General features: G+C 46.0%; 23 protein-coding genes. 19 read left to right on the top strand and 4 right to left on the bottom strand.

The features are described 5' to 3' along the window. The first annotated feature begins 36 nt into the window (after positions 1-36). From J8Z23_RS03695 to lnt, 4 genes are all read left to right on the top strand, one after another. On the top strand, positions 37-1,134 hold the full coding sequence (locus J8Z23_RS03695) for a PhoH family protein (RefSeq protein ID WP_005373033.1): 1,098 nt from the start codon (positions 37-39) through the stop codon (positions 1,132-1,134). A gap of 2 nt (positions 1,135-1,136) precedes the next feature. Next, positions 1,137-1,601 carry an rRNA maturation RNase YbeY gene (gene ybeY / locus J8Z23_RS03690; RefSeq protein WP_005391311.1) on the top strand — a complete coding sequence of 155 codons (465 nt, stop codon included), beginning with the start codon at positions 1,137-1,139 and terminating at the stop codon, positions 1,599-1,601. A gap of 105 nt (positions 1,602-1,706) precedes the next feature. After that, positions 1,707-2,606: a CNNM family magnesium/cobalt transport protein CorC gene (gene corC, locus J8Z23_RS03685; protein WP_005384118.1), complete on the top strand. Its 900-nt coding sequence runs from the start codon at positions 1,707-1,709 to the stop codon at positions 2,604-2,606. Positions 2,607-2,639: 33 nt separating this feature from the next. Continuing rightward, complete coding sequence (gene lnt / locus J8Z23_RS03680; protein ID WP_301658706.1) at positions 2,640-4,157, top strand: apolipoprotein N-acyltransferase; 1,518 nt, start codon at positions 2,640-2,642, stop codon at positions 4,155-4,157. A gap of 83 nt (positions 4,158-4,240) precedes the next feature. On the opposite strand, the gene J8Z23_RS03675 is transcribed toward lnt, so the two are convergent. After that, positions 4,241-4,711, bottom strand: a complete 471-nt coding sequence (locus J8Z23_RS03675) for a zinc ribbon-containing protein (RefSeq protein WP_005373024.1) — start codon at positions 4,709-4,711, stop codon at positions 4,241-4,243. 153 nt (positions 4,712-4,864) lie between these two features. On the opposite strand from J8Z23_RS03675, the gene leuS reads away from it, so the two are divergent. From leuS to lipA, 12 genes are all read left to right on the top strand, one after another. Then, entirely contained in the window at positions 4,865-7,438 is a 2,574-nt protein-coding gene (gene leuS, locus J8Z23_RS03670) for a leucine--tRNA ligase (protein ID WP_301658705.1), read from the top strand. A gap of 152 nt (positions 7,439-7,590) precedes the next feature. After that, a complete protein-coding gene (lptE, locus tag J8Z23_RS03665; protein ID WP_005373019.1) occupies positions 7,591-8,130 on the top strand; it encodes an LPS assembly lipoprotein LptE in 540 nt (179 codons plus the stop codon). A 5-nt stretch (positions 8,131-8,135) separates the two neighbouring features. After that, positions 8,136-9,155, top strand: a complete 1,020-nt coding sequence (gene holA, locus J8Z23_RS03660) for a DNA polymerase III subunit delta (protein ID WP_012842066.1) — start codon at positions 8,136-8,138, stop codon at positions 9,153-9,155. Positions 9,156-9,243: 88 nt separating this feature from the next. Continuing rightward, positions 9,244-9,561, top strand: a complete 318-nt coding sequence (gene rsfS / locus J8Z23_RS03655; protein WP_005373015.1) for a ribosome silencing factor — start codon at positions 9,244-9,246, stop codon at positions 9,559-9,561. A gap of 4 nt (positions 9,562-9,565) precedes the next feature. Then, a complete protein-coding gene (rlmH, locus tag J8Z23_RS03650; protein ID WP_017821762.1) occupies positions 9,566-10,036 on the top strand; it encodes a 23S rRNA (pseudouridine(1915)-N(3))-methyltransferase RlmH in 471 nt (156 codons plus the stop codon). A gap of 29 nt (positions 10,037-10,065) precedes the next feature. Continuing rightward, positions 10,066-11,982, top strand: coding sequence for a penicillin-binding protein 2 (gene mrdA / locus J8Z23_RS03645; RefSeq protein ID WP_005391316.1), 1,917 nt, complete (start codon positions 10,066-10,068; stop codon positions 11,980-11,982). Continuing rightward, a complete protein-coding gene (gene rodA / locus J8Z23_RS03640; RefSeq protein WP_005391317.1) occupies positions 11,982-13,103 on the top strand; it encodes a rod shape-determining protein RodA in 1,122 nt (373 codons plus the stop codon). Before mrdA ends, rodA begins: the two co-directional genes overlap by 1 nt. A 2-nt stretch (positions 13,104-13,105) precedes the next feature. Then, positions 13,106-13,909, top strand: a complete 804-nt coding sequence (locus tag J8Z23_RS03635) for a septal ring lytic transglycosylase RlpA family protein (RefSeq protein WP_046874297.1) — start codon at positions 13,106-13,108, stop codon at positions 13,907-13,909. A 90-nt stretch (positions 13,910-13,999) separates the two neighbouring features. Continuing rightward, entirely contained in the window at positions 14,000-15,178 is a 1,179-nt protein-coding gene (locus tag J8Z23_RS03630) for a serine hydrolase (RefSeq protein ID WP_012842069.1), read from the top strand. Between the two features lie 139 nt (positions 15,179-15,317). Then, positions 15,318-15,596 (top strand): DUF493 family protein YbeD, encoded by a 279-nt coding sequence (gene ybeD, locus J8Z23_RS03625; protein WP_005384135.1) that lies wholly within the window; start codon positions 15,318-15,320, stop codon positions 15,594-15,596. A 176-nt stretch (positions 15,597-15,772) separates the two neighbouring features. Next, a complete protein-coding gene (gene lipB / locus J8Z23_RS03620; protein WP_005391320.1) occupies positions 15,773-16,435 on the top strand; it encodes a lipoyl(octanoyl) transferase LipB in 663 nt (220 codons plus the stop codon). Beyond that, on the top strand, positions 16,432-17,397 hold the full coding sequence (lipA, locus tag J8Z23_RS03615) for a lipoyl synthase (RefSeq protein ID WP_301658704.1): 966 nt from the start codon (positions 16,432-16,434) through the stop codon (positions 17,395-17,397). Before lipB ends, lipA begins: the two co-directional genes overlap by 4 nt. 448 nt (positions 17,398-17,845) lie before the next feature. Here the strand turns inward: lipA and glyA are convergent, their stop codons facing one another. Further along, a complete protein-coding gene (gene glyA, locus J8Z23_RS03610; protein WP_005391333.1) occupies positions 17,846-19,096 on the bottom strand; it encodes a serine hydroxymethyltransferase in 1,251 nt (416 codons plus the stop codon). Between the two features lie 347 nt (positions 19,097-19,443). On the opposite strand from glyA, the gene J8Z23_RS03605 reads away from it, so the two are divergent. The 3 genes from J8Z23_RS03605 (at position 19,444) to J8Z23_RS03595 (ending at position 22,688) form a co-directional block, all read left to right on the top strand. After that, the gene (locus tag J8Z23_RS03605) at positions 19,444-20,046 is read left to right on the top strand and encodes a YitT family protein (protein WP_031780204.1); all 603 of its coding nucleotides are present in this window, start codon (positions 19,444-19,446) and stop codon (positions 20,044-20,046) included. 90 nt (positions 20,047-20,136) lie between these two features. After that, positions 20,137-21,657: a winged helix-turn-helix domain-containing protein gene (locus tag J8Z23_RS03600; RefSeq protein ID WP_301658703.1), complete on the top strand. Its 1,521-nt coding sequence runs from the start codon at positions 20,137-20,139 to the stop codon at positions 21,655-21,657. Positions 21,658-21,788: 131 nt separating this feature from the next. Beyond that, positions 21,789-22,688 (top strand): hypothetical protein, encoded by a 900-nt coding sequence (locus tag J8Z23_RS03595; RefSeq protein ID WP_301658702.1) that lies wholly within the window; start codon positions 21,789-21,791, stop codon positions 22,686-22,688. Between the two features lie 101 nt (positions 22,689-22,789). Here J8Z23_RS03595 and treC read toward each other — a convergent pair whose 3' ends face one another. Next, complete coding sequence (treC, locus tag J8Z23_RS03590) at positions 22,790-24,475, bottom strand: alpha,alpha-phosphotrehalase (protein WP_434635287.1); 1,686 nt, start codon at positions 24,473-24,475, stop codon at positions 22,790-22,792. Positions 24,476-24,562: 87 nt separating this feature from the next. Continuing rightward, entirely contained in the window at positions 24,563-25,987 is a 1,425-nt protein-coding gene (gene treB, locus J8Z23_RS03585) for a PTS trehalose transporter subunit IIBC (protein WP_434635021.1), read from the bottom strand. Positions 25,988-26,031: the final 44 nt, after the last annotated feature.

Here is a 26,031-nt window from a genome sequence, read left to right as displayed (position 1 = left end):
AGGCTCTCACTAAGTGGCAAAAAATGAGAGGCAACATTGAGTAATAAAATCGTAACTCTAGAAATTAACCTAGAACCTTCCGACAACCGCCGACTTGCTAGCCTGTGCGGTCCATTCGATGACAACATCAAGCATTTAGAACGTCGTCTAGGCGTTGAAATTAACCACCGTAGTGACCATTTTACAATTGTCGGTAAACCTCATACCGCATCAGCTGCGCTGGATATCCTGAAAACTCTGTATGTTGATACCGCGCCTGTACGAGGTGAGATCCCAGACATTGAGCCTGAACAGATCCATCTAGCAATTAAAGAGTCTGGTGTTCTTGAGCAGAATACTGAGTCTAATATCGAGCATGGTAAAGAAGTCTTCGTCAAAACCAAGAAAGGTGTGATCAAACCACGTACGCCAAACCAAGCACAGTACTTGGTTAATATGGTCACGCATGATATTTCTTTTGGTATTGGCCCAGCTGGTACAGGTAAAACTTATCTTGCTGTTGCAGCAGCAGTTGATGCACTAGAGCGCCAAGAGATCCGTCGTATTCTATTGACGCGCCCTGCGGTTGAAGCCGGTGAGAAACTGGGCTTCCTACCTGGTGACTTAAGCCAGAAAGTCGACCCATACCTACGTCCGCTATACGATGCCCTATTTGAAATGTTGGGCTTTGAGCGCGTAGAGAAGCTGATTGAACGTAACGTGATTGAGGTAGCCCCTCTTGCTTACATGCGTGGTCGTACTCTAAACGACGCTTTCATCATTCTTGATGAGAGTCAGAACACCACGGTTGAGCAGATGAAGATGTTCCTAACACGTATTGGTTTTAACTCTCGCGCAGTTATCACTGGTGACGTCACGCAAATCGACTTACCTCGTGGTGCAAAATCAGGTCTTCGTCATGCTATTGAAGTACTAAGCGAAGTCGACGACATCAGCTTTAACTTCTTTTTAGCAGACGACGTTGTACGTCACCCAGTGGTTGCTCGTATCGTTAACGCGTATGAGAAGTGGGAAGCACAAGACCAGAAAGAGCGTAAAGAGTTCGAGAAGCGTCGTCGTGAAGAACGCGATGCGAAGTTACTAGAAGCAGCAAAAGCTGAACTGAATGCACAAGTTGCTTCCACTAAGGAATAATCATGGCGATTGAACTTGATCTGCAACTGGCAGTCGAAAATGAAGAAGGGCTGCCTTCGCAGCAAGATTTCCAATTGTGGCTAGATAAAACGATTCCTCTCTTCCAGCCACAAGCCGAAGTCACCATTCGCATTGTGGATGAACAAGAAAGTCACACGCTTAACCATGAGTATCGTGGTAAAGATAAACCGACCAATGTGTTGTCTTTTCCATTTGAAGCCCCTCCAGGTATGGAAATAGATTTACTTGGCGACTTAATTATTTGCCGCCAAGTCGTTGAAAAAGAGGCAATTGAACAGAACAAGCCTCTGTTAGCACATTGGGCGCATATGGTTGTACATGGCAGCTTGCATCTGCTAGGTTATGATCATATTGAGGATGACGAAGCCGAAGAGATGGAGTCCCTCGAAACCGAAATCATGCAAGGTATGGGCTATGAAGACCCTTACATTGCTGAAAAAGAGTAGCCATTGGCTATTCAGCAGGGAAAGGCGAACCACCAAAATGATTCTCGTGTTCGCCTCTCTATGTGTGCTATCACACTTCTGATAGCGTTACTTAATTGAGAAACAATGAACGAAGATAATTCTCCCTCTTCTAACGAAGATAAGAAAGAAAAGGCAGAAGGTCCGAGTAGAAAGTCCTTCTTTGAGCGTCTAGGTCAATTATTTCAGGGCGAACCAAAAGATCGCCAAGAGCTTGTGGATGTTATCCGTGACTCTGAAGTCAATGACCTGATTGACCATGACACCCGCGATATGCTTGAAGGTGTTATGGAAATCTCCGAAATGCGCGTGCGTGACATTATGATCCCGCGTTCGCAAATGGTTACGGTTGAGCGTACTCACGACCTTGATACCTTGGTTGCCTTGATTACCGATGCTCAACACTCTCGCTACCCTGTGATCAGCGAAGATAAAGACCATGTGGAAGGCATTCTTCTTGCGAAGGACTTACTTAAATACTTAGGCTCAGGCAGTAATCCATTTGATATCGAAGAAGTTATTCGACCAGCCGTTGTGGTACCGGAAAGTAAACGCGTTGATCGACTGCTGAAAGAGTTCCGTGAAGAACGTTATCATATGGCCATTGTTGTCGATGAATTCGGTGGTGTTTCTGGTCTTGTGACCATTGAAGATATCCTTGAAGAAATCGTCGGGGATATCGAAGATGAATTCGATGAAAGCGAAGAGACAGACATTCGTAAGCTTAGCAAGCATACGTTTGCTGTCAGAGCGCTGACAACCATCGAAGAGTTTAATGAGACATTTGGAACTAACTTCAGCGATGAGGAAGTAGATACCGTTGGTGGCATGGTCATGACTGCCTTTGGTCACTTACCTTCTCGTGGTGAACTGGTTGAAATTGAAGGTTACAACTTCAAAGTCACCGCTGCCGATAACCGTCGTGTCATTCAACTCCAAGTGACGATCCCAGACGAAGAAACCCTGGTTGAAGCCACTCAAGAGTAACGCGATACCCATTGGGAATCTCAGAAAATTATAATGATGAATGAACTCTTTCATCGCCTCAAGCGGCCCTTAGTGGCCGCTTTTGTTGGCGCCTCTACTACGCTCGCTTTTGCACCTTACCAGTTGTGGCCTGTTGCCATTCTTAGCCCAGCTATTCTACTGATTCTTCTTGCTAACCAAACTCCGAAACGTGCACTGTGGATTGGCTATGCTTGGGGGTTGGGTCAATTTGCAACTGGCGTTAGCTGGGTGTACGTCAGTATCTCCGGCTTTGGTGGCATGCCACTGATTGCCAATTTATTTTTAATGGGCTTGCTTGTCGCCTACTTGGCTGTTTATTCAGGCTTATTTGCTTGGCTTAACAACAAGCTATTTCCTCAATTCACACTCACAAAAGCGCTTCTCGCTGCGCCCGCTTTATGGCTAATCAGTGATTGGTTGCGTGGTTGGGTGATGACCGGCTTCCCGTGGCTATGGCTAGGCTACAGCCAGATTGATGCTCCACTAGCAAGCTTTGCGCCTATCGGTGGCGTGGAACTGCTCACTCTGTTTATCCTTATTAGTGCGGGGGCATTAGCCTATGCTTGGGTTCATAAACAGTGGCTGATGGTGATTATTCCTGCGGTATTACTCAGCACAGGCTTTGGGATTCGAAACTACGATTGGGTAACACCTCGGCCAGAAGACACGACTAAGCTCGCGCTGATTCAAGGTAACGTTGACCAAAACCTTAAGTGGCTGCCAAGCCAACGTTGGCCAACCATCATGAAATACGCCGATCTCACTCGTGAAAACTGGGACGCTGATATTATCGTCTGGCCAGAAGCTGCAATTCCTGCTTTTGAAATTGAAGTGCCTTCATTTTTGAGCAATATTGACAGCGCAGCAAAAATGAATAATAGCGCAATCATCACTGGTGTCGTCAACCAAGCTGAGGATCGACAGTTCTACAACAGTATTCTGTCCCTTGGCATCACACCATACGGTGACTACAGTTTCGACTTGAGCGAACGCTACCATAAGCATCACCTATTACCGTTTGGTGAGTTTGTTCCATTTGAGGATATTCTGCGCCCATTAGCGCCATTCTTTAACTTGCCGATGTCGTCGTTTAGCCGTGGGGCTTTTGTGCAGCCCAACATCGTTGCGAATGGCATGCACATGGCACCAGCGCTTTGCTATGAGATCATCTTTAATGAGCAAGTGCGTCAAAATGTGACTGACGAAACAGACTTCATTCTAACGCTTTCGAACGATGCATGGTTTGGTCACTCTATCGGTCCTCTTCAGCATATGGAGATCGCCCGTATGCGTGCCTTAGAATTAGGTAAACCGCTCATCCGCTCGACTAACAACGGATTAACAGCGGTAACCGATCACAAGGGTAAAATCGTTGAGCAAGTACCGCAGTTTGAAACTGCAGTACTGCGCGCAGAGCTCACCCCAACCAATGGACAAACGCCATATCGAATCGTTGGTACTTGGCCATTGTATATTTGGGTTGGGTTAAGTTTAGCGCTGACTTTCGGTTTAAGAAGAAAACAGAGCTGATAACAGCTTGAAAGTAGAAAAGACAAAAAGAGGCGACTAAGCCTCTTTTTTCTTCATTGCATTATACAGTCGTTACTCGCCATTTATGGCTTTAATGACTGACGAGTGAAGCCTTTGTGACCACATTTAATACACGGAATGATTACAGTTGGGTGGTTATACGTTGTCTTGTGCCCACACTCATCACAGACTAAAGTGCCTAAGCCTATCACCTCTCCTGCTTCATATAGCCCTTGATGCTCTAAGTCATCGAACAACTCAACCCACTCAACTTTAGTTCGGTCTGTAATCTCTAACAACCCTTGCCATATCGAGTCCGCAATCGTTAAGTAAAACGGGCCGCTTTTACTGTCCTCGTAACTCTCTGAAAACTCTTTTAAGTCTGCTTTAAGGTACGCTTTGATTAAAGCCAATTCATCTTTGGTCAAGTCATTAGCAGCATCCACCACTTTGCCCGACGTCTCAATCGCTTTGTTAACTTCTTCCGGACTGTGCTTCAAGGTTTCAATCACATCCTCGAGCATTTCCTCATAACCTGTTTTACGTTTAGGCATAACTGACCTCCATCTTTCTCCTACCTGCGTCACTTAAGGGCGCATGGGTACAGATTGGCTATTGTTGTGATCCCTAGCTTTAGGTATTCTATGACGATCTATTTAAGTCTGTTCTAACCGAACTCACAAATTCCAAGATAACGGATACCATCGATGCAAGAACAATACAACCCACAAGATATTGAACAAAAAGTTCAAAAGCACTGGGATGACAACAAAACCTTTGTTGTAAGTGAAGACCCAAATAAAGAAAAATTCTACTGTCTATCCATGTTCCCATACCCAAGTGGTCGACTGCACATGGGTCACGTGCGCAACTACACTATCGGTGATGTAGTATCTCGTTTCCAACGCCTACAAGGCAAAAACGTGATGCAACCAATCGGTTGGGACGCATTCGGTCTACCAGCAGAAAACGCAGCAGTAAAAAACAAAACTGCGCCAGCACCTTGGACTTACGAAAACATCGAATACATGAAGAACCAACTTAAGCTTCTAGGCTTTGGTTACGATTGGAACCGTGAATTCGCAACTTGTACACCGGAGTACTACCGCTGGGAGCAAGAGTTCTTCACTAAGCTTTACGAGAAAGGTTTAGTTTACAAGAAGACTTCTTCTGTTAACTGGTGTCCTAACGACCAAACTGTTCTTGCAAACGAGCAGGTTGAAGACGGTTGTTGCTGGCGTTGTGATACGCCTGTAGAGCAAAAAGAAATCCCTCAATGGTTCATCAAAATCACTGAGTACGCTCAAGAGCTACTAGACGACCTAGACAAGCTTGAAGGTTGGCCTGAAATGGTGAAAACCATGCAGCGCAACTGGATTGGCCGCTCTGAAGGCGTTGAGCTGAAGTTTGAAGTTAAGGGTCAACAAGACCTAGAAGTTTACACAACACGTCCAGATACGCTAATGGGTGTGACTTACGTGGGCATCGCAGCCGGCCACCCTCTTGCAGCTCTTGCTGCAGAGAACAATCCAGAGCTTGCAGCGTTTATCGACGAATGTAAGAACAACAAGGTTGCAGAAGCTGAGCTAGCGACAATGGAGAAGAAAGGTATGGCTACTGGCCTTACTGCTATTCATCCATTGAACGGCCGTGAAGTTCCTGTTTACGTAGCAAACTTCGTACTGATGGACTACGGTACAGGCGCGGTAATGGCAGTACCTGCACACGACCAACGTGACTACGAGTTCGCAACGAAGTACGGTCTAGACATCGTGCCAGTTATCAAGCCTGCTGATGGCAGCGAGCTAGACATCTCTGAAGCAGCATACACTGAGAAAGGCGTACTGTTCGATTCAGGTGAATTCGACGGCCTAGAATTCCAAGCGGCGTTCGATGCAATTGCAGCGAAGCTAGAAGCAGAAGGCAAAGGCACTAAGACTGTAAACTTCCGTCTACGCGACTGGGGTGTATCTCGTCAACGTTACTGGGGCGCACCAATCCCAATGGTAACGACTGAAGACGGTGAAGTTCACCCAGTACCTGCTGACCAACTACCAGTGATTCTTCCAGAAGACGTGGTAATGGACGGCGTAACCAGCCCAATCAAAGCAGATAAAGAATGGGCGAAGACCACATTCAACGGCGAACCTGCTCTACGTGAGACAGATACGTTCGATACGTTCATGGAATCTTCTTGGTACTACGCGCGTTACTGTTCACCGCAAGCAGACGACATCCTAGATCCAGAAAAAGCAAACTACTGGCTACCAGTAGACCAGTACATCGGCGGTATCGAGCACGCTTGTATGCACCTACTGTACTCTCGCTTCTTCCACAAGTTGCTACGTGACGCGGGCTACGTAACGTCTGACGAACCGTTCAAGCAGCTACTGTGTCAAGGCATGGTACTGGCAGACGCGTTCTACTTCGAGAACGAGAAAGGCGGTAAAGAGTGGGTAGCTCCAACAGACGTAGCCGTTGAACGTGATGGTAAAGGCCGCATTACTTCTGCTAAAGACACTGAAGGTCGCGATGTAACGCACTCAGGCATGATCAAGATGTCTAAGTCTAAGAACAACGGTATCGACCCTCAAGAAATGGTAGACAAGTACGGCGCTGACACAGTACGTCTATTCATGATGTTCGCGTCTCCAGCAGACATGACGCTTGAATGGCAAGAGTCTGGCGTAGAAGGTGCGAATCGCTTCCTGAAACGTGTTTGGAAACTAGTGAAAGAGCACACAGCGAAAGGCGCAGCAGAAGCAGTAGATACCGCAGCGCTTTCTGGTGGTCAAAAAGCACTTCGCCGTGACGTTCACAAAACTATCGCGAAAGTGACGGACGATATCGCTCGTCGTCAAACATTCAACACCGCGATCGCAGCGATCATGGAGCTGATGAACAAACTAGCGAAAGCGCCTCAAGAATCTGCACAAGATCGTGCAATCCTTGACGAAGCACTGAAAGCTATTGTTGTCATGCTTTACCCTATCACTCCGCATATCTCATACGAGCTATGGGCAGCACTAGGTGAAACAGACATTGATAACGCGGCATGGCCGACGTTTGACGAAAAAGCGCTAGTTGAAGACGAAAAAACTATCGTTGTTCAAGTTAACGGTAAGCTACGTGCGAAGCTAACAGTCCCAGCGGATATCTCTAAAGACGATATCGAACAGCTTGGTCTAAACGACGAAAACGTGGTTAAGTTCACTGATGGCCTGACTATTCGTAAAGTCATTTACGTTCCAGGTAAACTGCTGAACATCGTTGCAAACTAATCACAGCTTGCAATTTGTCTCTGTTTAGCGAACTTATTTGTTAACCAAGAGTCATTAAACAGGGTAGTTCGCTACCCTGTTTATTTACCTCAAACCATTCACATGAGTGGTTTAAGGTAAATAACCCCTTCAATTTAGGATGAATACAATCAATGCGCTTTTTCTCTTTGATTAAACTACCAGTGGTATTGGTATTAGCGGGGCTTCTTTCTGCCTGTGGTTTTCACCTTCGCGGCGAGTATTCCGTACCGGAAGAGCTGCACACTATGTCTTTCTCCAGCTACGATGAATACAGTGAATTGACTCGCTATGTACGCTCTCAACTCGAACTGAACAAAGTTGAACTTGTTCAACCATCATCGACTGTACCCAACCTTCATTTGACGGAAGCGACAATCGATGAGCGTACACTATCACTTTATCAAAATAGCCGTGCAGCAGAAAAAGAGCTGACATACGTAGTAAAATACCGTGTGACAATTCCTGGCTATGGTTCTAAAAACTTTACGACAACAGTAAACCGCAACTACCTAGACAACCCGTTGACCGCACTTGCAAAATCTGTTGAACGTGACGTAATTGAAGACGAGATGCGCTTGCAAGCTGCAAAACAGATGATGCGCCAGTTGGGCCGTATTCGTGCCGAATATGAAGCAGGACAAATCTCTGAGCCAGCGAACACAAACTCTTAATCACTATGCGAATTTATGCCGATAAATTAACGGATCATTTAACTAAACACGTTAAACAAGTTTACCTAATCTTTGGTAATGAGCCGTTACTGATTCAAGAGAGCCGCCAAGCAATCCAAAAGGCAGCGTTTCAACAAGGTTTTGAGGAAAAACACCGTTTTGCGGTAGACGCAAGCATCGACTGGAATCAAGTTTACGATTGCTTCCAAGCGATGAGCCTGTTCTCAAACCGTCAATTGATCGAGCTTGAAATTCCAGAAAGTGGCGTGACAACCGCCGTCAGCAAAGAGCTGCAAACACTGTGTGATATGCTGCATGATGACATCATGCTCGTCATTGTTGGTAGCAAACTGACCAAAGCCCAAGAAAATGCGAAATGGTTCAAAGCATTAAGCTCAAAAGGCGACTGGGTAAGCTGTTTGTCGCCAGATCTACAACGCTTACCTATGTTCATTCAGGCACGTTGCCGCACGTTGGGCCTAAAACCCGATCAACAATCACTGCAAATGTTGGCTCAATGGCATGAAGGTAACCTATTTGCATTGTCACAAAGCTTAGAGAAATTGGCCCTACTATACCCGGATGGTGAGCTGACCATCATACGTTTAGAGGAAGCCCTAAGTCGCCATAACCACTTCACTACCTTTAACTGGATCGACGCCTTACTGGCAGGTAAAGCAAACCGTGCACAACGTATTCTTCGCCAACTTGAGGCGGAAGGGGTCGAGACCGTGATCTTGATTCGAAGTGTACAAAAAGAGTTGAGCCAACTTTTAAATATGCATCAAGACTTAACTCAAATGGGAATGAACCAGGTATTTGAGAAATATCGAGTTTGGCAAAACAAGCGTCCACTCTATAACGCAGCACTGACCCGCTTATCGGCGAGTCGTATTTGTGCATTGCTCTCCTTGTTGGCTCAAGCAGAGATAAAAGCCAAAACTCAATATGACGAGTCTGTATGGCCAACTATTCATCAGTTGAGCTTAGAAACCTGCTCTCCTGATATTAAGCTGGCAATTTAAAAATCAAAGCGTGATATAGTGCGCGACCTGTTTTGCAAGCAAGAATGTAAAACACTGTAGAGATAAGAGACAAACCGAGGAAAACCGAGTGCTTCGCGAAGAACTGAAAGACTTTTTAGCTGATAAAGCCGACGACATGAAAGCGGAAGACATTATCGTCCTAAATGTGGAAGATAAATCAAGCGTTACAGATTACATGATCATCTGTACTGGCACATCCAAACGCCACGTTTCATCCATCGCTGACCACGTTGCAACAGAAGTGAAAAAAGCCGGTCTTGAGCCACTAGGAATGGAAGGTGAAAACGAAGGTGAATGGGTAGTCCTAGATATGGGCGACGCCATGCTTCACGTGATGCAAGAAGAGCACCGCGAACTCTACCAGCTAGAAAAACTCTGGGGTTAATCTTTTGAAAATTCAACTAATTGCTGTTGGCACAAAAATGCCAAAATGGGTTGAGGAAGGCTTTCAAGAATATCGTCGCCGTTTCCCACATGATATGCCATTGGAGTTGATTGAAATCTCTGCTGGCAAACGTGGAAAAAATGCCGATATCGCTCGTATCCTGCAAAAAGAAGGGGAAGCGATGCTCGCTGCGGTACCAAAAGGCAACCGTATCGTCACGTTAGATATCCCAGGTAAAAAATGGGACACTCCTCAACTCGCTGAGCAGTTAGAAGCTTGGAAATTAGATGGCCGTGATGTATCAATCTTAATCGGCGGTCCTGAAGGACTCGCTCCTGCATGCAAAGCTGCAGCAGACCAAAGCTGGTCATTGTCTGCCTTAACGCTACCCCACCCTTTAGTGCGTATCGTAATGGCAGAAAGCTTATACCGAGCGTGGAGCATCACCGCGAACCATCCTTACCACCGCGAATAATCGTTGTTTAACTTTAGAGCCAAGCGTTAATGATTCGTAAGCGCCGCAGTCAAATCCGAGATTATCAAGCCGAAGCGCGTCTGTTTGCCAGCCGCGCTATTGTCGCTTTTATCGGCATTGTTCTCTTGATGGGAGCTCTGGTCGCCAATATGTACAACATTCAGGTGAACCAGTTTCAAGATTATCAAACCCGCTCGAACGATAACCGTATCAAAGTGGTTCCTATCGCGCCCAACCGAGGTCTGATTTATGACCGAAATGGTGTTTTACTGGCAGAGAACCGTCCCGTCTTTAACTTAGAACTGACTCCAGAAAAAATTAAAGACATTGATGCAACCATCCAAGAACTACAAACCATTCTGGAAATTACCCCAGATCAGATTGAACGTTTCCACCAAGAGCGTAAACGGACTCGTCGATTTAAGTCAGTCCCACTGCTTACCCAACTGAACGAAAAACAAGTAGCGGTATTCTCCGTCAATCAGTACCGCTTTCCTGGTGTAGAAATAAGTGCGACCTTAAAGCGCTATTACCCTTTCAGCGAAGTCTTAACCCACGTGATTGGTTACGTTTCTCGAATCAATGATCGCGACATGCAGCGCCTGATCCGTGAAGAAAAAGACGCAAACTATCAAGCCACTCGCGACATTGGTAAGCTGGGTATCGAAAAATACTACGAAGACCTCTTACACGGTACGGCCGGATATCAAGAAGTCGAGGTAAACAGCCGCGGCCGAGTAATTCGTACGTTAAAGTACGTTCCACCTGTACCCGGAAAAGACATCGTTTTAAACCTTGATATCAACTTGCAGCTGTACGTACACCAATTATTGGATGGCCGCCGAGGCAGTGCTGTAGTGATCGATCCTAGAGACAACGGCGTACTGGCTATGGTTTCAAGCCCTAGCTACGACCCTAACTCGTTCGTGCACGGAATCTCGGGTAAAGACTACCGCGCCCTTTTGAACGATAAAAACCGTCCTTTGGTCAACCGTACTACACTTGGCATTTATCCACCCGCGTCTACCATCAAACCATTTATGGCGGTAGCCGCGCTACAAGAAGGTGTCGTCACACCGAACACTACGCGAAATGATCCAGGTTATTGGCGCATACCAAATTCCAACACACGCCCATTCCGTGACTGGTTGCGTTGGGGACACGGACGCGTCGATATCATTAAGTCGATCGAAGAGTCTGTTGATACCTTCTACTATCAAATCGCTTATGACATGGGCATTGACCGTATTTCAAATTGGATGATGATGTTCGGTTTTGGTGATTACACTGGCATCGATATCTACGAAGAAAGTAAGGCGAATATGCCGACTCGTGACTGGAAAATGTCTCGCCATAAAACCCCGTGGTACAAAGGCGATACGATCCCTGTGGGTATCGGCCAAGGTTATTGGACAGCAACACCAATGCAAATCGCCAAAGCGACCTCCGTATTAGTAAATGAGGGAGAAGTTATCGCACCTCACTTGCTCAAAGCGACGATAGAGAACGGCAACGACTTCGAAGAACAACAAACAACAGAATACGTGACTTACCCGCCAATCAAGAATGTACCGAAAAAGTACTGGGATATGGCGAAAGAAGGCATGCGTCGGGTAAACCATGGCACGCGCGGAACAGCTCGCCGCTCATTCTACAAAATGAGTTATCAAACAGCGGGTAAATCAGGTACTGCACAGGTCTTCGGTCTGGGTGAAAACGAAGAGTACAACGCCGATGAGATCGCCGAGCACTTACGTGACCATGCGTTATTTACTGGCTTTGCACCATTTGATGATCCTAAAGTGGTCGTCACTGTAGTACTAGAAAACGCCGGCGGTGGTTCTAGCAACGGTGCCCCAGTAGTAAGGAAAATTTTTGACCGAGTCGTTCTAGGCCCAGAAGAAATTGAGCCTGAAAACAATGCGAAGAAAGAGGTAAAACAGTAATGAAGATGGATCCCTCTACAGGTAAAAATCGCGCCCTGTTTGAACGCTTCCATATCGACTTACCACTCCTACTTGGCATACTGGCCCTGATGGGGTTTGGCCTGGTGATCATGTACAGCGCTAGTGGCCAAAGTTTACTAATGATGGATCGCCAAGCTATGCGGATGGTGCTTTCACTCGTTGTGATGATCGTTCTTGCGCAGCTTTCTCCACGAACCTACGAGAGCTTGGCACCTTTGATGTTCGTCGGCGGCGTCATACTGCTCTTTGGCGTGCTGTTTTTCGGTGAAGCCTCGAAAGGCGCACAGCGTTGGCTTAACCTCGGTTTTGTGCGCTTTCAACCTTCTGAGTTATTGAAGCTCGCGGTGCCATTAATGGTGGCACGCTATGTTGGTCGACAGCCCCTTCCGCCAACACTAAAAACACTCATCGTTGCACTGATTATGGTCTGCTTACCAACCATCCTCATTGCAAAACAGCCTGACTTAGGGACCTCTATCCTAATCGCCGCTTCCGGTATTTTTGTTATCTTCCTCGCGGGCATTAGTTGGAAAATCATCGCTGGTGCCGCCATCGCACTCGGTGGTTTCATTCCGATTTTGTGGTTCTTCTTGATGCGCGAATACCAAAAAGTTCGCGTACGTACTCTGTTTAACCCAGAGTCAGATCCGCTTGGTGCGGGATACCACATTATTCAGAGTAAAATCGCGATTGGCTCTGGTGGTATTTCCGGCAAAGGTTGGTTGCAAGGCACTCAATCACAACTGGAATTTCTTCCTGAACGACACACTGACTTTATCTTTGCAGTAATTGCTGAAGAATGGGGTATGATTGGCTTCCTTTGCCTTTTAGCCATCTATCTATTTATTATTGGACGAGGTTTATACCTCGCCAGCCAAGCGCAAACTGCATTTGGACGAATGATGGCAGGCAGTATTGTACTCAGCTTCTTCGTGTATATTTTTGTAAATATTGGCATGGTAAGTGGCATCCTACCTGTAGTAGGTGTACCGTTGCCACTCATTAGTTATGGCGGCACATCAATGGTAACCTTGATGGCTGGCTTTGGTATTCTGATGTCAATTCATACGCACCGAAAAGCATTCTCTAAGGCGACCTAGACATGCAAAAACGCGCTTTATATTCCTTGGTTTTCTCTGCTCTTATTTTGGCAGGCTGTTCATCAACTAGCCAAAAAGAACAAGAAGGCCGTTACGAACTCGAATCCGATGTTGCACCGGATACACCGCTTTCAGTCGAACACATCGAGGATGCGCACCCTAAATATGAACCGTACAGCCTAGGTGGGAACAAAGATTACCACTTGCGTGGCAAAGACTACAAAATAGTTCGCGATGCCAAAGGCTTTAAAGAAAAAGGCCGCGCATCTTGGTATGGGAAGAAGTTCCAAGGTCATTTGACTTCTAATGGCGAAATCTATGACATGTACTCAATGACAGCGGCTCATAAAACGCTACCGTTACCGAGTTACGTAAAAGTCACCAACACTGACAACGGCAAAACTACCGTAGTACGAGTTAATGACCGAGGTCCGTTTCACGATGGCCGTATTATCGATTTAAGCTATGCCGCAGCACATAAGTTAGATGTGATAAAAACAGGTACAGCGAACGTGGAAATTGAAGTAATCAGTATCAATCAGCCCACGGATAAAAAATCATTAGAAGCGCACCCTAAGTACGTTATTCAGGTGGCATCATCAAAAAATGAAGAACGCGCACGAACTTTAGGGACAGAGCTTGGTCAAAAACTGGATACAGAAACTTTCCTAGAAAATGCGAAAGAGTCTTATCGCTTGTTGTTAGGGCCATTTACTGACTATTCCCTGACGCAAGCCACTCTAGATAAAGTAAAGTTGCTCGGCTATTCGTCTGCATTTATTAAAAAACACAACACTGCCAAATGACCTAGTGTCATGAATTTCTCCTCGATCCCCTCTTACATAGCTGGGGATTCTGATAAGATGTCCGCAGTTAACCCAAAAATTTGAATTACCATGAATAAAAATAAGTTTGTGAAATCTATTCTCGTTTCTTCGGTTGCCCTTTCTGCAACTTTCGCTCAATCTGCTCTTGCATCACCTATCGTTGTTCCAGATGCCCCTCAAATCGCGGCGAAGGGCTACGTACTGATGGATTACCATTCAGGTAAAGTACTGGCAGAGAAAGAGATGAACACAAAATTGTCTCCAGCTAGTCTGACTAAGATGATGACCAGCTACGTAATCGGCCAAGAACTAGCGCGTGGTAATATCTCAGAAGATGACGATGTCACCATCAGTAAAAATGCATGGGCGAAAAACTTCCCTGAATCATCAAAAATGTTCATTGAAGTAGGCACAACTGTAAAAGTACGTGACCTAAACCGCGGTATCATTGTCCAGTCTGGTAACGATGCCTGTGTAGCGATGGCTGAACACATTGCAGGCTCAGAAGATGCGTTTGTTGACCTAATGAACGCTTGGGCCAACACACTAGGTATGACGAACTCGCACTTTGCCAACGTTCATGGTCTAGATAACGCCGAGCTGTACTCGACACCATACGACATGGCATTGCTAGGTAAAGCCCTGATCCGTGACGTACCAAATGAGTACCGCGTGTACTCAGAGAAGAAATTCACTTACAACGGCATCACCCAATACAACCGTAACGGTCTACTTTGGGATAAGAGCATGAACGTTGACGGCATCAAAACGGGTCACACAAGCAATGCGGGTTACAGCCTAGTAAGTTCAGCAACTGAAGGCCAAATGCGTTTGGTTGCGGTCGTTATGGGCACGAAAGATGCCAATGCTCGTAAGTCAGAAAGCAAAAAGCTACTAAGCTACGGCTTCCGTTTCTTCGAAACAGTAGCACCGCACAAAGCAGGTGAAACGTTCGTTGAAGAAAAAGTGTGGATGGGTAACAAAGACACTGTAGCGTTGGGCCTTGACCAAGATACTTACGTAACACTACCACGTGGTGAAGCGAAAAACCTAAAAGCCAGCTTCGTCCTTGAAAAAGAGCTAGAAGCCCCAATTAATAAAGGTGATGTAGTTGGTAAGCTATACTATCAGATCGATGGTGAAGATATTGCCGAATACCCACTAATGGCACTAGAAACCGTAGAGCAAGGTAGTCTATTTAGCCGCATGTGGGATTACATCGTATTGTTATTCAAGAGCTTCTTCTAAGAAGGACGTTAGAGTAGCAAACTTATTCGCAAAGCCGCCTGAAAGGGCGGCTTTTTAAGTTTGAGATCCTCGTCTTGAGTTCCCCCTAATTTGACTGTACTATTTCGCACCGCAACGAATATCTACTGGAGTTATCGATATGCTAACCATCAACTCTGATGCAAAATTAAAAGACCTGCTTGAGTTCCCTTGTTCATTTACTTACAAGGTAATGGGTCATGCAAAGCCTGAACTTCCAGAGCTTGTTCTTGAAGTTATTCAGCGCCATGCTCCAGGTGACTACAGCCCGACCGTTAAACCAAGTGCTAAGGGCAACTACCACTCGGTATCAATCAACATCACTGCGACGTCTATCGAGCAAGTTGAGACGCTATACAAAGAGTTAGGTGAAATTGACATCGTGCGCATGGTTCTATAATTTTTTGATAGATTAAATTTTTTTTGAAAGCAGCTTCGGCTGCTTTCTTTTTATTTATCAACCAGATAACAAAACTTTACATCGCTTTCAGTTAAAAATCTGTTACTCAGCGGTAGAGCATCAGGGTTATCCGGTTTATAATCCAAAAACTTTATATATTAGCAACAGGAATTCCCATGCAACACCAACTTGTTGTAAAACGACTTGGCCGCCAAGACTATGAGCCTGTATGGAAGGCGATGCATGAGTTCACCGACCAACGCACAGAAGAAACCCCTGATGAAGTCTGGTTGGTAGAACATAACCCAGTATTTACGCAAGGTCAGGCAGGTAAAGCTGAGCACCTTATTAACACTGGTGACATTCCTGTTGTACAAAGTGATCGCGGAGGCCAGGTTACGTATCATGGCCCTGGTCAGTTGGTCGCCTATTTCTTGATCAACTTACGCCGCAAAAAATTAGGTGTACGAGATCTCGTTACCACTATCGAGAACCTCGTGATCAACACGCTAAAAGCATACAATATCGATTCGGCCGCGCGACCTGACGCACCAGGCGTTTACGTTGACGGTAAAAAAATATGCTCTCTCGGTTTACGCATTCGTAAAGGATGCTCGTTTCATGGCTTAGCCTTGAACGTAAATATGGATTTAACACCGTTTCTGCGTATTAACCCTTGTGGTTATGAAGGTATGGAAATGGTTCAGGTCAGCCAATTTGGCGGCCCAGACAATGTAGAAGCCGTAGAAAAACAATTAATAGAAGAACTCGTTACTTTGCTCGACTATGAGCAAGTAGAATTCAGCACAGAAGCACCTTCTCAAGGTAATAAAGCATGAGCAAACCAATCCAGATGGAAAAAGGCGTTAAATATCGTGACGCCGATAAAATGGCATTGATTCCCGTAAAGAACATGCCTACAGAGCAGAAAGAAGTGCTACGTAAGCCTGCTTGGATGAAGATCAAGCTACCAGCCGACAGCCAACGAATTCAAGACATCAAGGCGGCGATGCGCAAGAATAAACTTCACTCCGTATGTGAAGAAGCATCTTGCCCTAACCTAGCGGAATGTTTTAACCACGGTACAGCTACCTTCATGATCCTAGGTGCTATTTGTACTCGTCGTTGTCCTTTCTGTGACGTTGCTCATGGCCGCCCATTACCACCGGAAGCAGAAGAGCCTCAAAAACTGGCGAAAACCATCGCCGATATGAAGCTGAAATACGTAGTAATCACTTCTGTAGACCGTGACGATCTGCGTGATGGTGGTGCACAGCACTTTGCCGACTGTAACCGCGAGATCCGTGCGTTGAACCCGCATATTAAGATTGAAACTCTGGTTCCTGACTTCCGTGGTCGTATGGACGTAGCGCTTGATCTAATGAAAGATAATCCGCCAGATGTCTTCAACCACAACTTAGAAACAGCACCACGTCTTTACCGTAAAGCTCGCCCAGGTGCGAACTACAAATGGTCACTTGAGCTTCTTAAGAAGTTCAAAGAGCAGCATCCAGATGTACCGACCAAATCTGGTTTGATGATGGGTCTTGGTGAAACCAAAGAAGAAATCATCGAAGTACTGAAAGATCTACGCGCACACGGCGTAACGATGCTGACTCTAGGTCAGTACCTAGCGCCAAGCCGTCACCACTTGCCAGTAGAGCGTTACGTTCCGCCATCAGAGTTTGACGAGCTAAAAGAAGTTGCACTAGAGCTTGGCTTCACGCACGCAGCGTGTGGTCCATTTGTTCGCTCTTCTTACCATGCCGATATGCAGGCTCAAGGCATCGAGATTAAATAAGCACTCGCTTATTTTGAAGAGAAAAGGTTGGCTCAGTGCCAACCTTTTTTGTATCAGTCAAATGGTGATAAAAAGCCATTCTACCTCCGTCATTCTGAACAGCGAGGAACGAGCGTGATTGAGAATCAGTTTCCAACGTACTGATGATTTTTTGGGAAACGCTGAGTAAAAGAGTGTGCCTCAACAAGATTCCTGATCTCGCCTAGGCTCGTCGGAATGACGCGGTTTGGATATATTGAAAGGGACAAGTGTTGGTAGCCATCTCCTTATCACACACTCTTCGCTATATCTCATTCCAAACGCCAGACAAACAAAAAGGCCCTCAATTGAGGACCTTTAGTATATCAATGTTCAAAATAGACGAGTCGAGTTCTAGGAGAACACACGGAGTTTGCGCGAGCAAGTGAGTATGTTCGACACCGAAATTGACTCATTCTATGAAGAACAGTTAGGCGTAAACCGGTAGACGCTTACAAATTTCGAGCACTTTCTGTTTAGTCGCTTCGATAACTTCTTCGTTGCCGATGTTATCTAGAACGTCACACATCCAGTTTGCTAGCTCTTTTGCGTCTTCTTCAGTGAAGCCACGGCGAGTGATCGCTGGCGTACCTACACGGATACCAGACGTTACGAATGGGCTGCGTGGGTCATTTGGTACCGAGTTTTTGTTCACTGTGATGTTTGCTGCACCTAGTGCCGCGTCTGCATCTTTACCAGTGATGTCTTTGTCGATCAGGTCCACAAGGAACAAGTGGTTTTCTGTGCCGTTAGATACGATTTTGTAGCCACGCTCTTGGAATTGACCAACCATTGCTTTTGCGTTTTTCACTACGCGAGCTTGGTAAGCTTTGAACTCTGGCTCCATCGCTTCTTTGAACGCTACTGCTTTACCAGCGATAACGTGCATTAGAGGGCCACCTTGACCACCAGGGAACACTGCTGAGTTCAATTTCTTGTACATATCTTCGCCAGCATTTGACAAGATAAGACCACCGCGAGGACCTGCTAGTGTTTTGTGCGTCGTTGTTGTTACCACGTGAGCGTGTGGAACAGGTGTTGGGTATTCGCCTGCTGCGATAAGACCCGCTACGTGCGCCATATCAACGAAAAGGTAAGCATCTACTTTGTCAGCGATTTCACGCATGCGCTTCCAATCAACGATTTGCGAGTAAGCAGAGAAACCACCGATGATCATCTTAGGCTTGTGCTCAAGCGCTAGCTGTTCCATCTCGTCGTAGTTGATTTGACCCGCTTCATCGATACCGTAAGGGATAACGTTGTAGTGCTTACCAGAGAAGTTTACTGGAGAACCGTGAGTCAGGTGACCACCATGCGCTAGGCTCATGCCTAGAACTGTATCGCCTGGGTTAAGAAGCGCCATGTAAACCGCGCTGTTTGCTTGAGAACCTGAGTGAGGCTGTACGTTCGCGTATTCACAACCGAACAGTTTGCATGCACGGTCGATAGCAAGTTGTTCCGCTTTATCTACGTACTCACAACCGCCGTAGTAACGCTTGCCTGGGTAGCCTTCAGCGTATTTGTTCGTTAGCTGAGAACCTTGCGCTTCCATTACACGTGGGCTTGTGTAGTTTTCAGAAGCGATAAGTTCAATGTGTTCTTCCTGGCGAAGAGTTTCTTCCTGGATAGCTGCGAACAGTTCCGCATCGTAATCTGCGATGTTCATATCACGCTTAAGCATCTGTATCTCCTGACTCAGATTAGTACTGAAAGTTGCAAAAAAACTGTCGAATGACCCCGCGCAAACGTTTTCGTCACCCTAATGGCGCGCATTCTACATAATTTGATCTGGGTCATAAAGAGAAATTTACAATTTTTCTCATGCAGTTTTTTCATGATGACAAGCAATCTGTATCACGCCCGCATTGCAATTGCATAACGACGCTCTATTGCCTGTCAATTTTGTGCTTTACACCCTGTAAAACAGCAATTACATAGGTTTACCGTAAATTTTACCCTCTAGCTACCGAAAAGATCATCTTTTTACTACTATGCACGCCTTATTTATCACTAATGACTGCAATGTTGATGGAAAAACACTCATTAAAAGAAGACTGGATAGCGATTCTCACGGGTACCTTTTTGGTAGCTCAAGGCGTTTTCTTTCTCCAATCCGCAAACCTCCTAACAGGGGGGACGACAGGATTGGCTCTGCTTATTAGCCAATTTACACCTTTTACGTTTGGTGTGCTGTACTTTTTAGCAAACAGTCCTTTTTACTTGCTAGCATGGAAACGCTTCGGCCGTCATTTCGCCATTAATAGTGCCATTTCTGGCGCTTTGGTTTCTATCTTTGCCGATCATCTTTATTTGCTAATCTCGCTCGAATCGGTAAATGAAGTTTATTGTGCCGTCGCAGGTGGGCTTTTAATGGGACTCGGTATGCTGATCTTGTTCCGACATCGCTCCAGCTTAGGTGGCTTTAACGTGCTGTGTTTATTTATTCAGGACAAATTTGGCATTTCAGTTGGCAAAAGCCAAATGGCAATCGATGCGTGCATCCTGTTTGCGTCATTCTTCTTTGTCACTCCAGAAGTAATTGGTCTTTCGATTTTGGGCGCGTTTGCACTGAATGTCGTGTTAGCGATGAACCATAAGCCTCATCGCTATTCCGTGACCTACGGTTCATAAACTTTTGATGATAATTGGAGCGCAATTTATAAGATTTCGCGCTCCAATCGCTATATAATATTTCGCCATTTCCAAATAACGCGGTGCGGTATGCGCGATTTTTTGCAACAAGCCAAACAAACTCACAGTTGTATTGCGATTGGCGAGTTGGTCTATAATCCGAAGACACAAACTCTTCATCAAGACACTGTCGCGATTGATCTCGAACCTCGTACCATTGAGTTATTAGAGCTGCTGCTAACAAGCGTGGGACATCCGCTCTCTGCCGATACCATTATCGAAACCATTTGGCAGAGCAAATTCATCTCTAAGAATGTACTCACTAACCGCATTAGCACCTTACGTGCGCTGCTACAACAGCATCTCCCCGAGTACGATGCGACTAAGCTCTTGGTCACCTACCCTCGCAAAGGTTACTTTCTAAACCCTGCGAATATCCGTTTAGTGCCACCAGCGAAAAACCATCGACGTGCTATTACATCTCAAGTTACGAACCGTAAGAACATCAAGCTGATTTTTGCTTATAGCTTATGTGCCGTACTTACGGTTTGTAGCGTGACGCTCGCAAGCTTGTTATGGCAACGCCAAGAGATTTCAACACAACAAACACGTCATCAGTTACTTATCCCCAAAGTCGAGTTGCTGCTCAACCGTGTCGATGCAATCGGCTCTCAGGCGCGAAAATACCGCATACTAGTCAAAGCCGTCTTACTGCAACAACAAGTCGAATATCCATACACCGACATCGCCAACCAAGACGCTCCCAGTTACTTTCTTGATCCTATCGGTCATACGCCGTATTTCCCTGGCGCGCGAAACATGCAGACCAGTGATTACGAACTCAACATAGAGTTAAAAGACGGCGCAGAGCAAGGCACCTTGAAAGCTCAGATGAACCTTATTTATCCTGCGACAGGGAAACTGGCGTTTCGCAACGAATACACACTGCGCTTATCCGACCTACAATCGGATATCTTCCAAATTCACTCAGATGTCGCGCAGTACTTCAACTTGCCTGCACCTTCAGCCAGTACATGGCAACTGTCAGACGTTCACCAAAAAATGCAGTTTGAGAATGTCTTTTCTAACCAGCCTCTCCAACAAGCTGATGAGTTTGCAGCTATCACAACCGCAAGGCATCTCGCTTTGTACGAGCAAGAACCTCAAAAGCTGGAGGCGTATTTGACGCAAGTGCAGTCGTCGTTCGATGTTTTGCCAGATGAGCTAAGCCTCTGGTTAGGCGTATTGCATTTCAAACTAGGTAACCTAGACCGAGCAAAAGTTCTGCTGACCACTCCAGATGGCGACTCACGTATTCAAAACGCGCTGATTTATACGTTTGTGTCTCACATCGCTTATAAACAAAACAAACTCGAACAGTTCCGTCTCAACTACATGGAATCACTGGTGGCACTGCTGCGCGTTTTACCTTCCGAGACATTGTTTGAACGTCTTTCTCAATCTGAATCGAAAGAAACTTGCCTTCAACCATGGAAAACGTTGCATGTCAGTTTGACCGATCAAGAAATTATCAGCCGATGGAAAGCGCTCATCAACGAGTATTGCACCAACGTAGCTAACGAAATAAACCCAAATAAAACAAAGACCTAAATATAAAATTAAGCTTTCGTTAAGCCCTATTAGCTTTTGTTTTTTGCCCTTTTTAGCTCACTAAACTTAGCATGCTCGCATTCAAGCAACGGCCCAACATGAAACGGCCTAATCAATCAGGAATGTAAACCATGCTAAACAAAATGACGCTTATCGCAGCAGCAACTCTGGCTCTTTACGGCTGTGGCGGCGGTTTATCTTCTGGCAGTGCTAATCCAAACAAAGTGCCTCAAGAAAGTTTCGACATCGCGATTCAAAACTCAATCTTCGCTCCCACGCCAAGCACACAACTAAACTACGCGTTTAGCCTGGATGGCCAACCTGAAGGCGAGATGAAACTGAGTTTCCAAGCGATGGATAACGAGCAATTGTTGGCAGCATTGGCACAAATCCCAAACAGCGAAGCAATGGTCCAGTTGGTTAATGACTTGGTGAACTACGGCGCCAAACAGTTCTACTATTCTGACGAACAGTACAACGACGATGAAGAGAGCAATACGCTTTATTTTGCAGGCTCTGATGGCGCACTTCATGAAGTCACCGACGCTTATTCCATTAACCAGCAGTTTGTTGCCATGCTGATGCACAGCAGCCCTATTTTTCGTCTCAACGGTGACGACGTAAAAGAGAAAAGCCCGAACATTGATATCGGTGAAGAGACCATATCTCTGCAAACCACTCTAACAGGCTACGCAGTTCACAACCTACTAGACAGTTTTGAAGAGCATGAGTGGGTGCAAAACCTGCCAATGACAGCATCTTGCCAAGTGGTTTGGCAGCAGCAAATCCGAGAGACTGGCGTACGTAAAACGTTCTCAATTTCAAGCAAGAAAATTGAAGCGGCGTACCTGACGGAAGAGAATACTTACAACCTAAACTGCGATGATATGGACTCAATGGAGTTCGCCACTTCGGCAGAACGTTGGTTTAACCCGAGCTTAGGTCTGATTGAGCAAATCGAACTGCTAAAAGTACAACAAGTACAAATCAATGAAGAGAAAGTGCTGCTAACAGCAATTGAAGCAAAATAAGCCTGTACTCCACAAGTATCTCGCATCTCAATAAAAAAGGCTTTGGGGAGCACACCAAAGCCTTTATCTCGAACATCAATCTTAGGGGGTGACACCCGAGTTTATTCTTCTATCAATAAAATACGAGTTTCGTAAGGTCGTAATACTTGATGGTTTGACGCGACTGCACTCGCTGAGTTTTGATAGTTAGATAGCAAGTTTTTCGCTTTACTCATATCAAAACGCTCTGGCAGAACGCATTCCACCTCTTCAGCGTAGTAGTTGTTGATACACAGCAGCGTTTGTTTGTCGTTCTGGCGAGCGTAAGCAAAAATGCGTTGATGCTCTGGCAATAAATCTTCATAACGGCCATCGGTGATCACCGAAACCTGTTTACGTAGCTCAATCAAACGTTTGTAGAAGTAGAACACCGAGTTCAAATCAGCAACCGCTGCTTCTGCGTTGATTTCAGAGTAATTCTGCGCCACTTCAAGCCACGGTGTGCCTTCGGTAAAACCGGCGTGCTTTTGGCTATTCCATTGCATTGGCGTACGTGAGTTATCACGCGACTTCTGCGCCAAAATCGCCATCATCTCCTCGTGTGATACGCCATCGCGGTTGACCATGATGTCGTACATGTTGGTGCTTTCTACGTCGCGGTACTGGCTGATCTCCGTGTAACCTGGATTGGTCATGCCAATCTCTTCCCCTTGGTAAACATAAGGTGTGCCTTGCATCATGTGTACAGACGCCGCCAGCATCTTGGCAGATTCAACGCGGTATTGTTTATCATCGCCTAAGCGGCTTACCACACGAGGTTGATCGTGGTTACACCAGAACAGCGCGCCCCACCCTTTGCCATTTAAGCCCGTTTGCCAATGGTTGAAGATCTGCTTTAACTGAATGAAATCAAATGGCGCTTTGGTCCATTTTTCACCATTCGGATAATCGACTTTCAGATGATGAAAGTTGAACACCATGGATAGCTCTTTGCCGTCTAGCGAAGAGTATTGCTGGCAGTGATCTAGCGTGGTCGAAGACATTTCACCCACCGTCACGCTGCCGTACTTTTGGAACACGGCTTCGCTGATTTCTTGCAGATATTCGTGCACGCGAGGACCATCAGTATAGAAACGACGGCCATCGCCAATATCATCGCTTGGGAAATCTTGTTGTTTAGAAATCAGGTTGATGACATCAAGACGGAAACCATCCACGCCTTTGTCTGCCCAGAAGCTGATGACTTCTTTGACTTCTTCGCGCACCACTGGGTTTTCCCAGTTCAAATCCGCCTGCTCTTTAGCAAAAAGGTGCAAGTAGTACTGCCCTGTCGCTTCATCCAATTCCCAAGCATTGCCTCCAAACTTCGATTGCCAGTTGTTGGGCTCTGCGCCATCAACCGGATCTTTCCAGATGTAGTAATCACGGTAAGGGCTGTTTTTGTCCCCTAACGCCGATTGGAACCACTTGTGTTCTGTCGAAGTATGGTTGACCACGATGTCCATGATGATTCGAATGCCCAGCTGATGAGCCTCTGCCAACAGGGTATCGAAATCTTGCATCGTGCCGAACTCGGGGTTGATCGCGTAGTAATCGGAGATGTCATAACCGTTATCAACCATTGGAGACTGATACACTGGCGTCAGCCAAATCGCATCCACACCGAGATGTTTTAGATAATCCAGTTTAGAAATGATCCCTTGAATGTCGCCCGTGCCTTTACTGCCACTGTCACAAAAGCTTTTTGGGTAAATTTGGTAGATGGTTGCGGTTTTCCACCAGCTCTCATCATGCTTGGTCATAGCCATTTCTAACACTCACTTACCAGTAATCGGAAACTTAAAATTTGAAAAGAAAAACAGGAGGAGGCAGCCAAGTCACTGCCTCAAATTGAATTACGCGTTTTCCGCCTCAAGCTCACCTTTCGCTTGTGCACGCTTATAAAGAATTAATGTTAATGCGGCAGGTACCACCATCGCGACTAGCATCGCCAGAGCAAAGATGCCCCAAAACTGCGGCTGGATAGATAAGATACCCGGCAAGCCGCCTACGCCGATGCCGTTCGCCATTACGCCCGCACTACCACAGATAGCAGCAGCACATGCACTACCGATCATCGCGCTCAACATTGGGAACTTGTATTTCAAGTTGATGCCGTACATGGCTGGCTCTGTTACACCAAGGTAGGCGGAAATCGCCGCAGGCACTGAGATTTCACGCTCATCCTGCTTTTTACTGATGATAATGATGCCAACCACTGCCGATGCTTGAGCAATGTTCGATAGTGCAATCAAAGGCCAAATCGGCGTGCCACCCAATTCTTGCATCAACTGCAAGTCAACGGCGTTGGTTGTGTGGTGGATACCAGTGATCACAAGTGGCGCGTATAAGAAGCCGAAGATAGTTGAACCAATCATCGCGAAGTCACCCGTCATGGCTGCTTTTGCTGCGAATGCCACGCCATCACCCAACATGCGACCAAATGGACCAATGATCGAGTGCGCTAAAATCACCGAGGCAATGAGAGAAACAAACGGCACGACCACAAGGTATAGATAAGATGGGATGATGCGTTTTAAGTGCGTTTCGATAAACGCCAGTGCCATACCCGCTAACATCGCGGGAATCACCTGCGCCTGATAGCCCACTTTCTCAATCACAAACAATCCGAAATCCCAGACTTCTGGTGCTTGTTTACCGATCAAGTACGCGTTCATTAACTGCGGCGAAACCAACGTCACACCCAACGTGATACCCAGAATCGGTGTACCGCCGAGCTTTTTCACGGTCGACCAACACACACCAACGGGTAGGAAGAAGAAAATTGCTTCACCAATTAACCATAGGAATGAATGAACAGTCGCCCAAAACTGACTAATTTCCGTTAGGGTTTGACCATCAAACATTTTGATGTCGCCAATCACATTACGGAAACCAAGGATCAGACCACCAGTGATGATCGCAGGCAACAGTGGTACAAAGATTTCTGCAAGGTGGGAAATACCACGCTCAACGATATTCATATTTTGACGAGCAGCATTCTTGGATTCGTCTTTGCTCGCTTCACTTTTACCGCTTAGCTCGATCAGTACTTTGTAAACCTCATCAACTTCAGTGCCGATGACGACTTGGAATTGACCTGCGTTGGTAAAGCAGCCCTTCACCATCGGTAATGCTTCTAACTGTTTTGTGTCTGCTTTGTCCGTATCGTTTAGAACAAAACGCAAGCGAGTTAAACAGTGGCTTACACTGGCAATATTGTCCGGCCCCCCGACCAGCTCAATAAGACGCTCCACGTCTTTACGCGCAATCTTACTCATAACTTTGTCCACCCTGTATTGGATACATTCGATTCATCATTTTA

It is taken from the genome of Vibrio sp. SCSIO 43086 (genome assembly GCF_051132235.1).
In the GTDB taxonomy this organism is placed as follows: Bacteria; Pseudomonadota; Gammaproteobacteria; order Enterobacterales; family Vibrionaceae; genus Vibrio; species Vibrio diabolicus.
Note: the sequence above shows the minus strand (reverse complement) of the source record. Positions and strands in the feature narration are given on the sequence as shown.

Coding starts and splice junctions, on each gene's coding strand:
- glyA (WP_005391333.1), bottom strand. CDS start 19,096: ATGCTTAAGCGTGATATGAACATCGCAGATTACGATGCGGAACTGTTC.
- ybeY (WP_005391311.1), top strand. CDS start 1,137: ATGGCGATTGAACTTGATCTGCAACTGGCAGTCGAAAATGAAGAAGGG.
- J8Z23_RS03595 (WP_301658702.1), top strand. CDS start 21,789: ATGCTAAACAAAATGACGCTTATCGCAGCAGCAACTCTGGCTCTTTAC.
- J8Z23_RS03630 (WP_012842069.1), top strand. CDS start 14,000: ATGAATAAAAATAAGTTTGTGAAATCTATTCTCGTTTCTTCGGTTGCC.
- J8Z23_RS03675 (WP_005373024.1), bottom strand. CDS start 4,711: ATGCCTAAACGTAAAACAGGTTATGAGGAAATGCTCGAGGATGTGATT.
- mrdA (WP_005391316.1), top strand. CDS start 10,066: ATGATTCGTAAGCGCCGCAGTCAAATCCGAGATTATCAAGCCGAAGCG.
- treC (WP_434635287.1), bottom strand. CDS start 24,475: ATGGCTATGACCAAGCATGATGAGAGCTGGTGGAAAACCGCAACCATC.
- corC (WP_005384118.1), top strand. CDS start 1,707: ATGAACGAAGATAATTCTCCCTCTTCTAACGAAGATAAGAAAGAAAAG.
- leuS (WP_301658705.1), top strand. CDS start 4,865: ATGCAAGAACAATACAACCCACAAGATATTGAACAAAAAGTTCAAAAG.
- lnt (WP_301658706.1), top strand. CDS start 2,640: ATGATGAATGAACTCTTTCATCGCCTCAAGCGGCCCTTAGTGGCCGCT.
- rodA (WP_005391317.1), top strand. CDS start 11,982: ATGAAGATGGATCCCTCTACAGGTAAAAATCGCGCCCTGTTTGAACGC.
- lipB (WP_005391320.1), top strand. CDS start 15,773: ATGCAACACCAACTTGTTGTAAAACGACTTGGCCGCCAAGACTATGAG.
- holA (WP_012842066.1), top strand. CDS start 8,136: ATGCGAATTTATGCCGATAAATTAACGGATCATTTAACTAAACACGTT.
- J8Z23_RS03600 (WP_301658703.1), top strand. CDS start 20,137: ATGCGCGATTTTTTGCAACAAGCCAAACAAACTCACAGTTGTATTGCG.
- treB (WP_434635021.1), bottom strand. CDS start 25,987: ATGAGTAAGATTGCGCGTAAAGACGTGGAGCGTCTTATTGAGCTGGTC.
- lptE (WP_005373019.1), top strand. CDS start 7,591: ATGCGCTTTTTCTCTTTGATTAAACTACCAGTGGTATTGGTATTAGCG.
- J8Z23_RS03635 (WP_046874297.1), top strand. CDS start 13,106: ATGCAAAAACGCGCTTTATATTCCTTGGTTTTCTCTGCTCTTATTTTG.
- lipA (WP_301658704.1), top strand. CDS start 16,432: ATGAGCAAACCAATCCAGATGGAAAAAGGCGTTAAATATCGTGACGCC.
- ybeD (WP_005384135.1), top strand. CDS start 15,318: ATGCTAACCATCAACTCTGATGCAAAATTAAAAGACCTGCTTGAGTTC.
- J8Z23_RS03605 (WP_031780204.1), top strand. CDS start 19,444: ATGGAAAAACACTCATTAAAAGAAGACTGGATAGCGATTCTCACGGGT.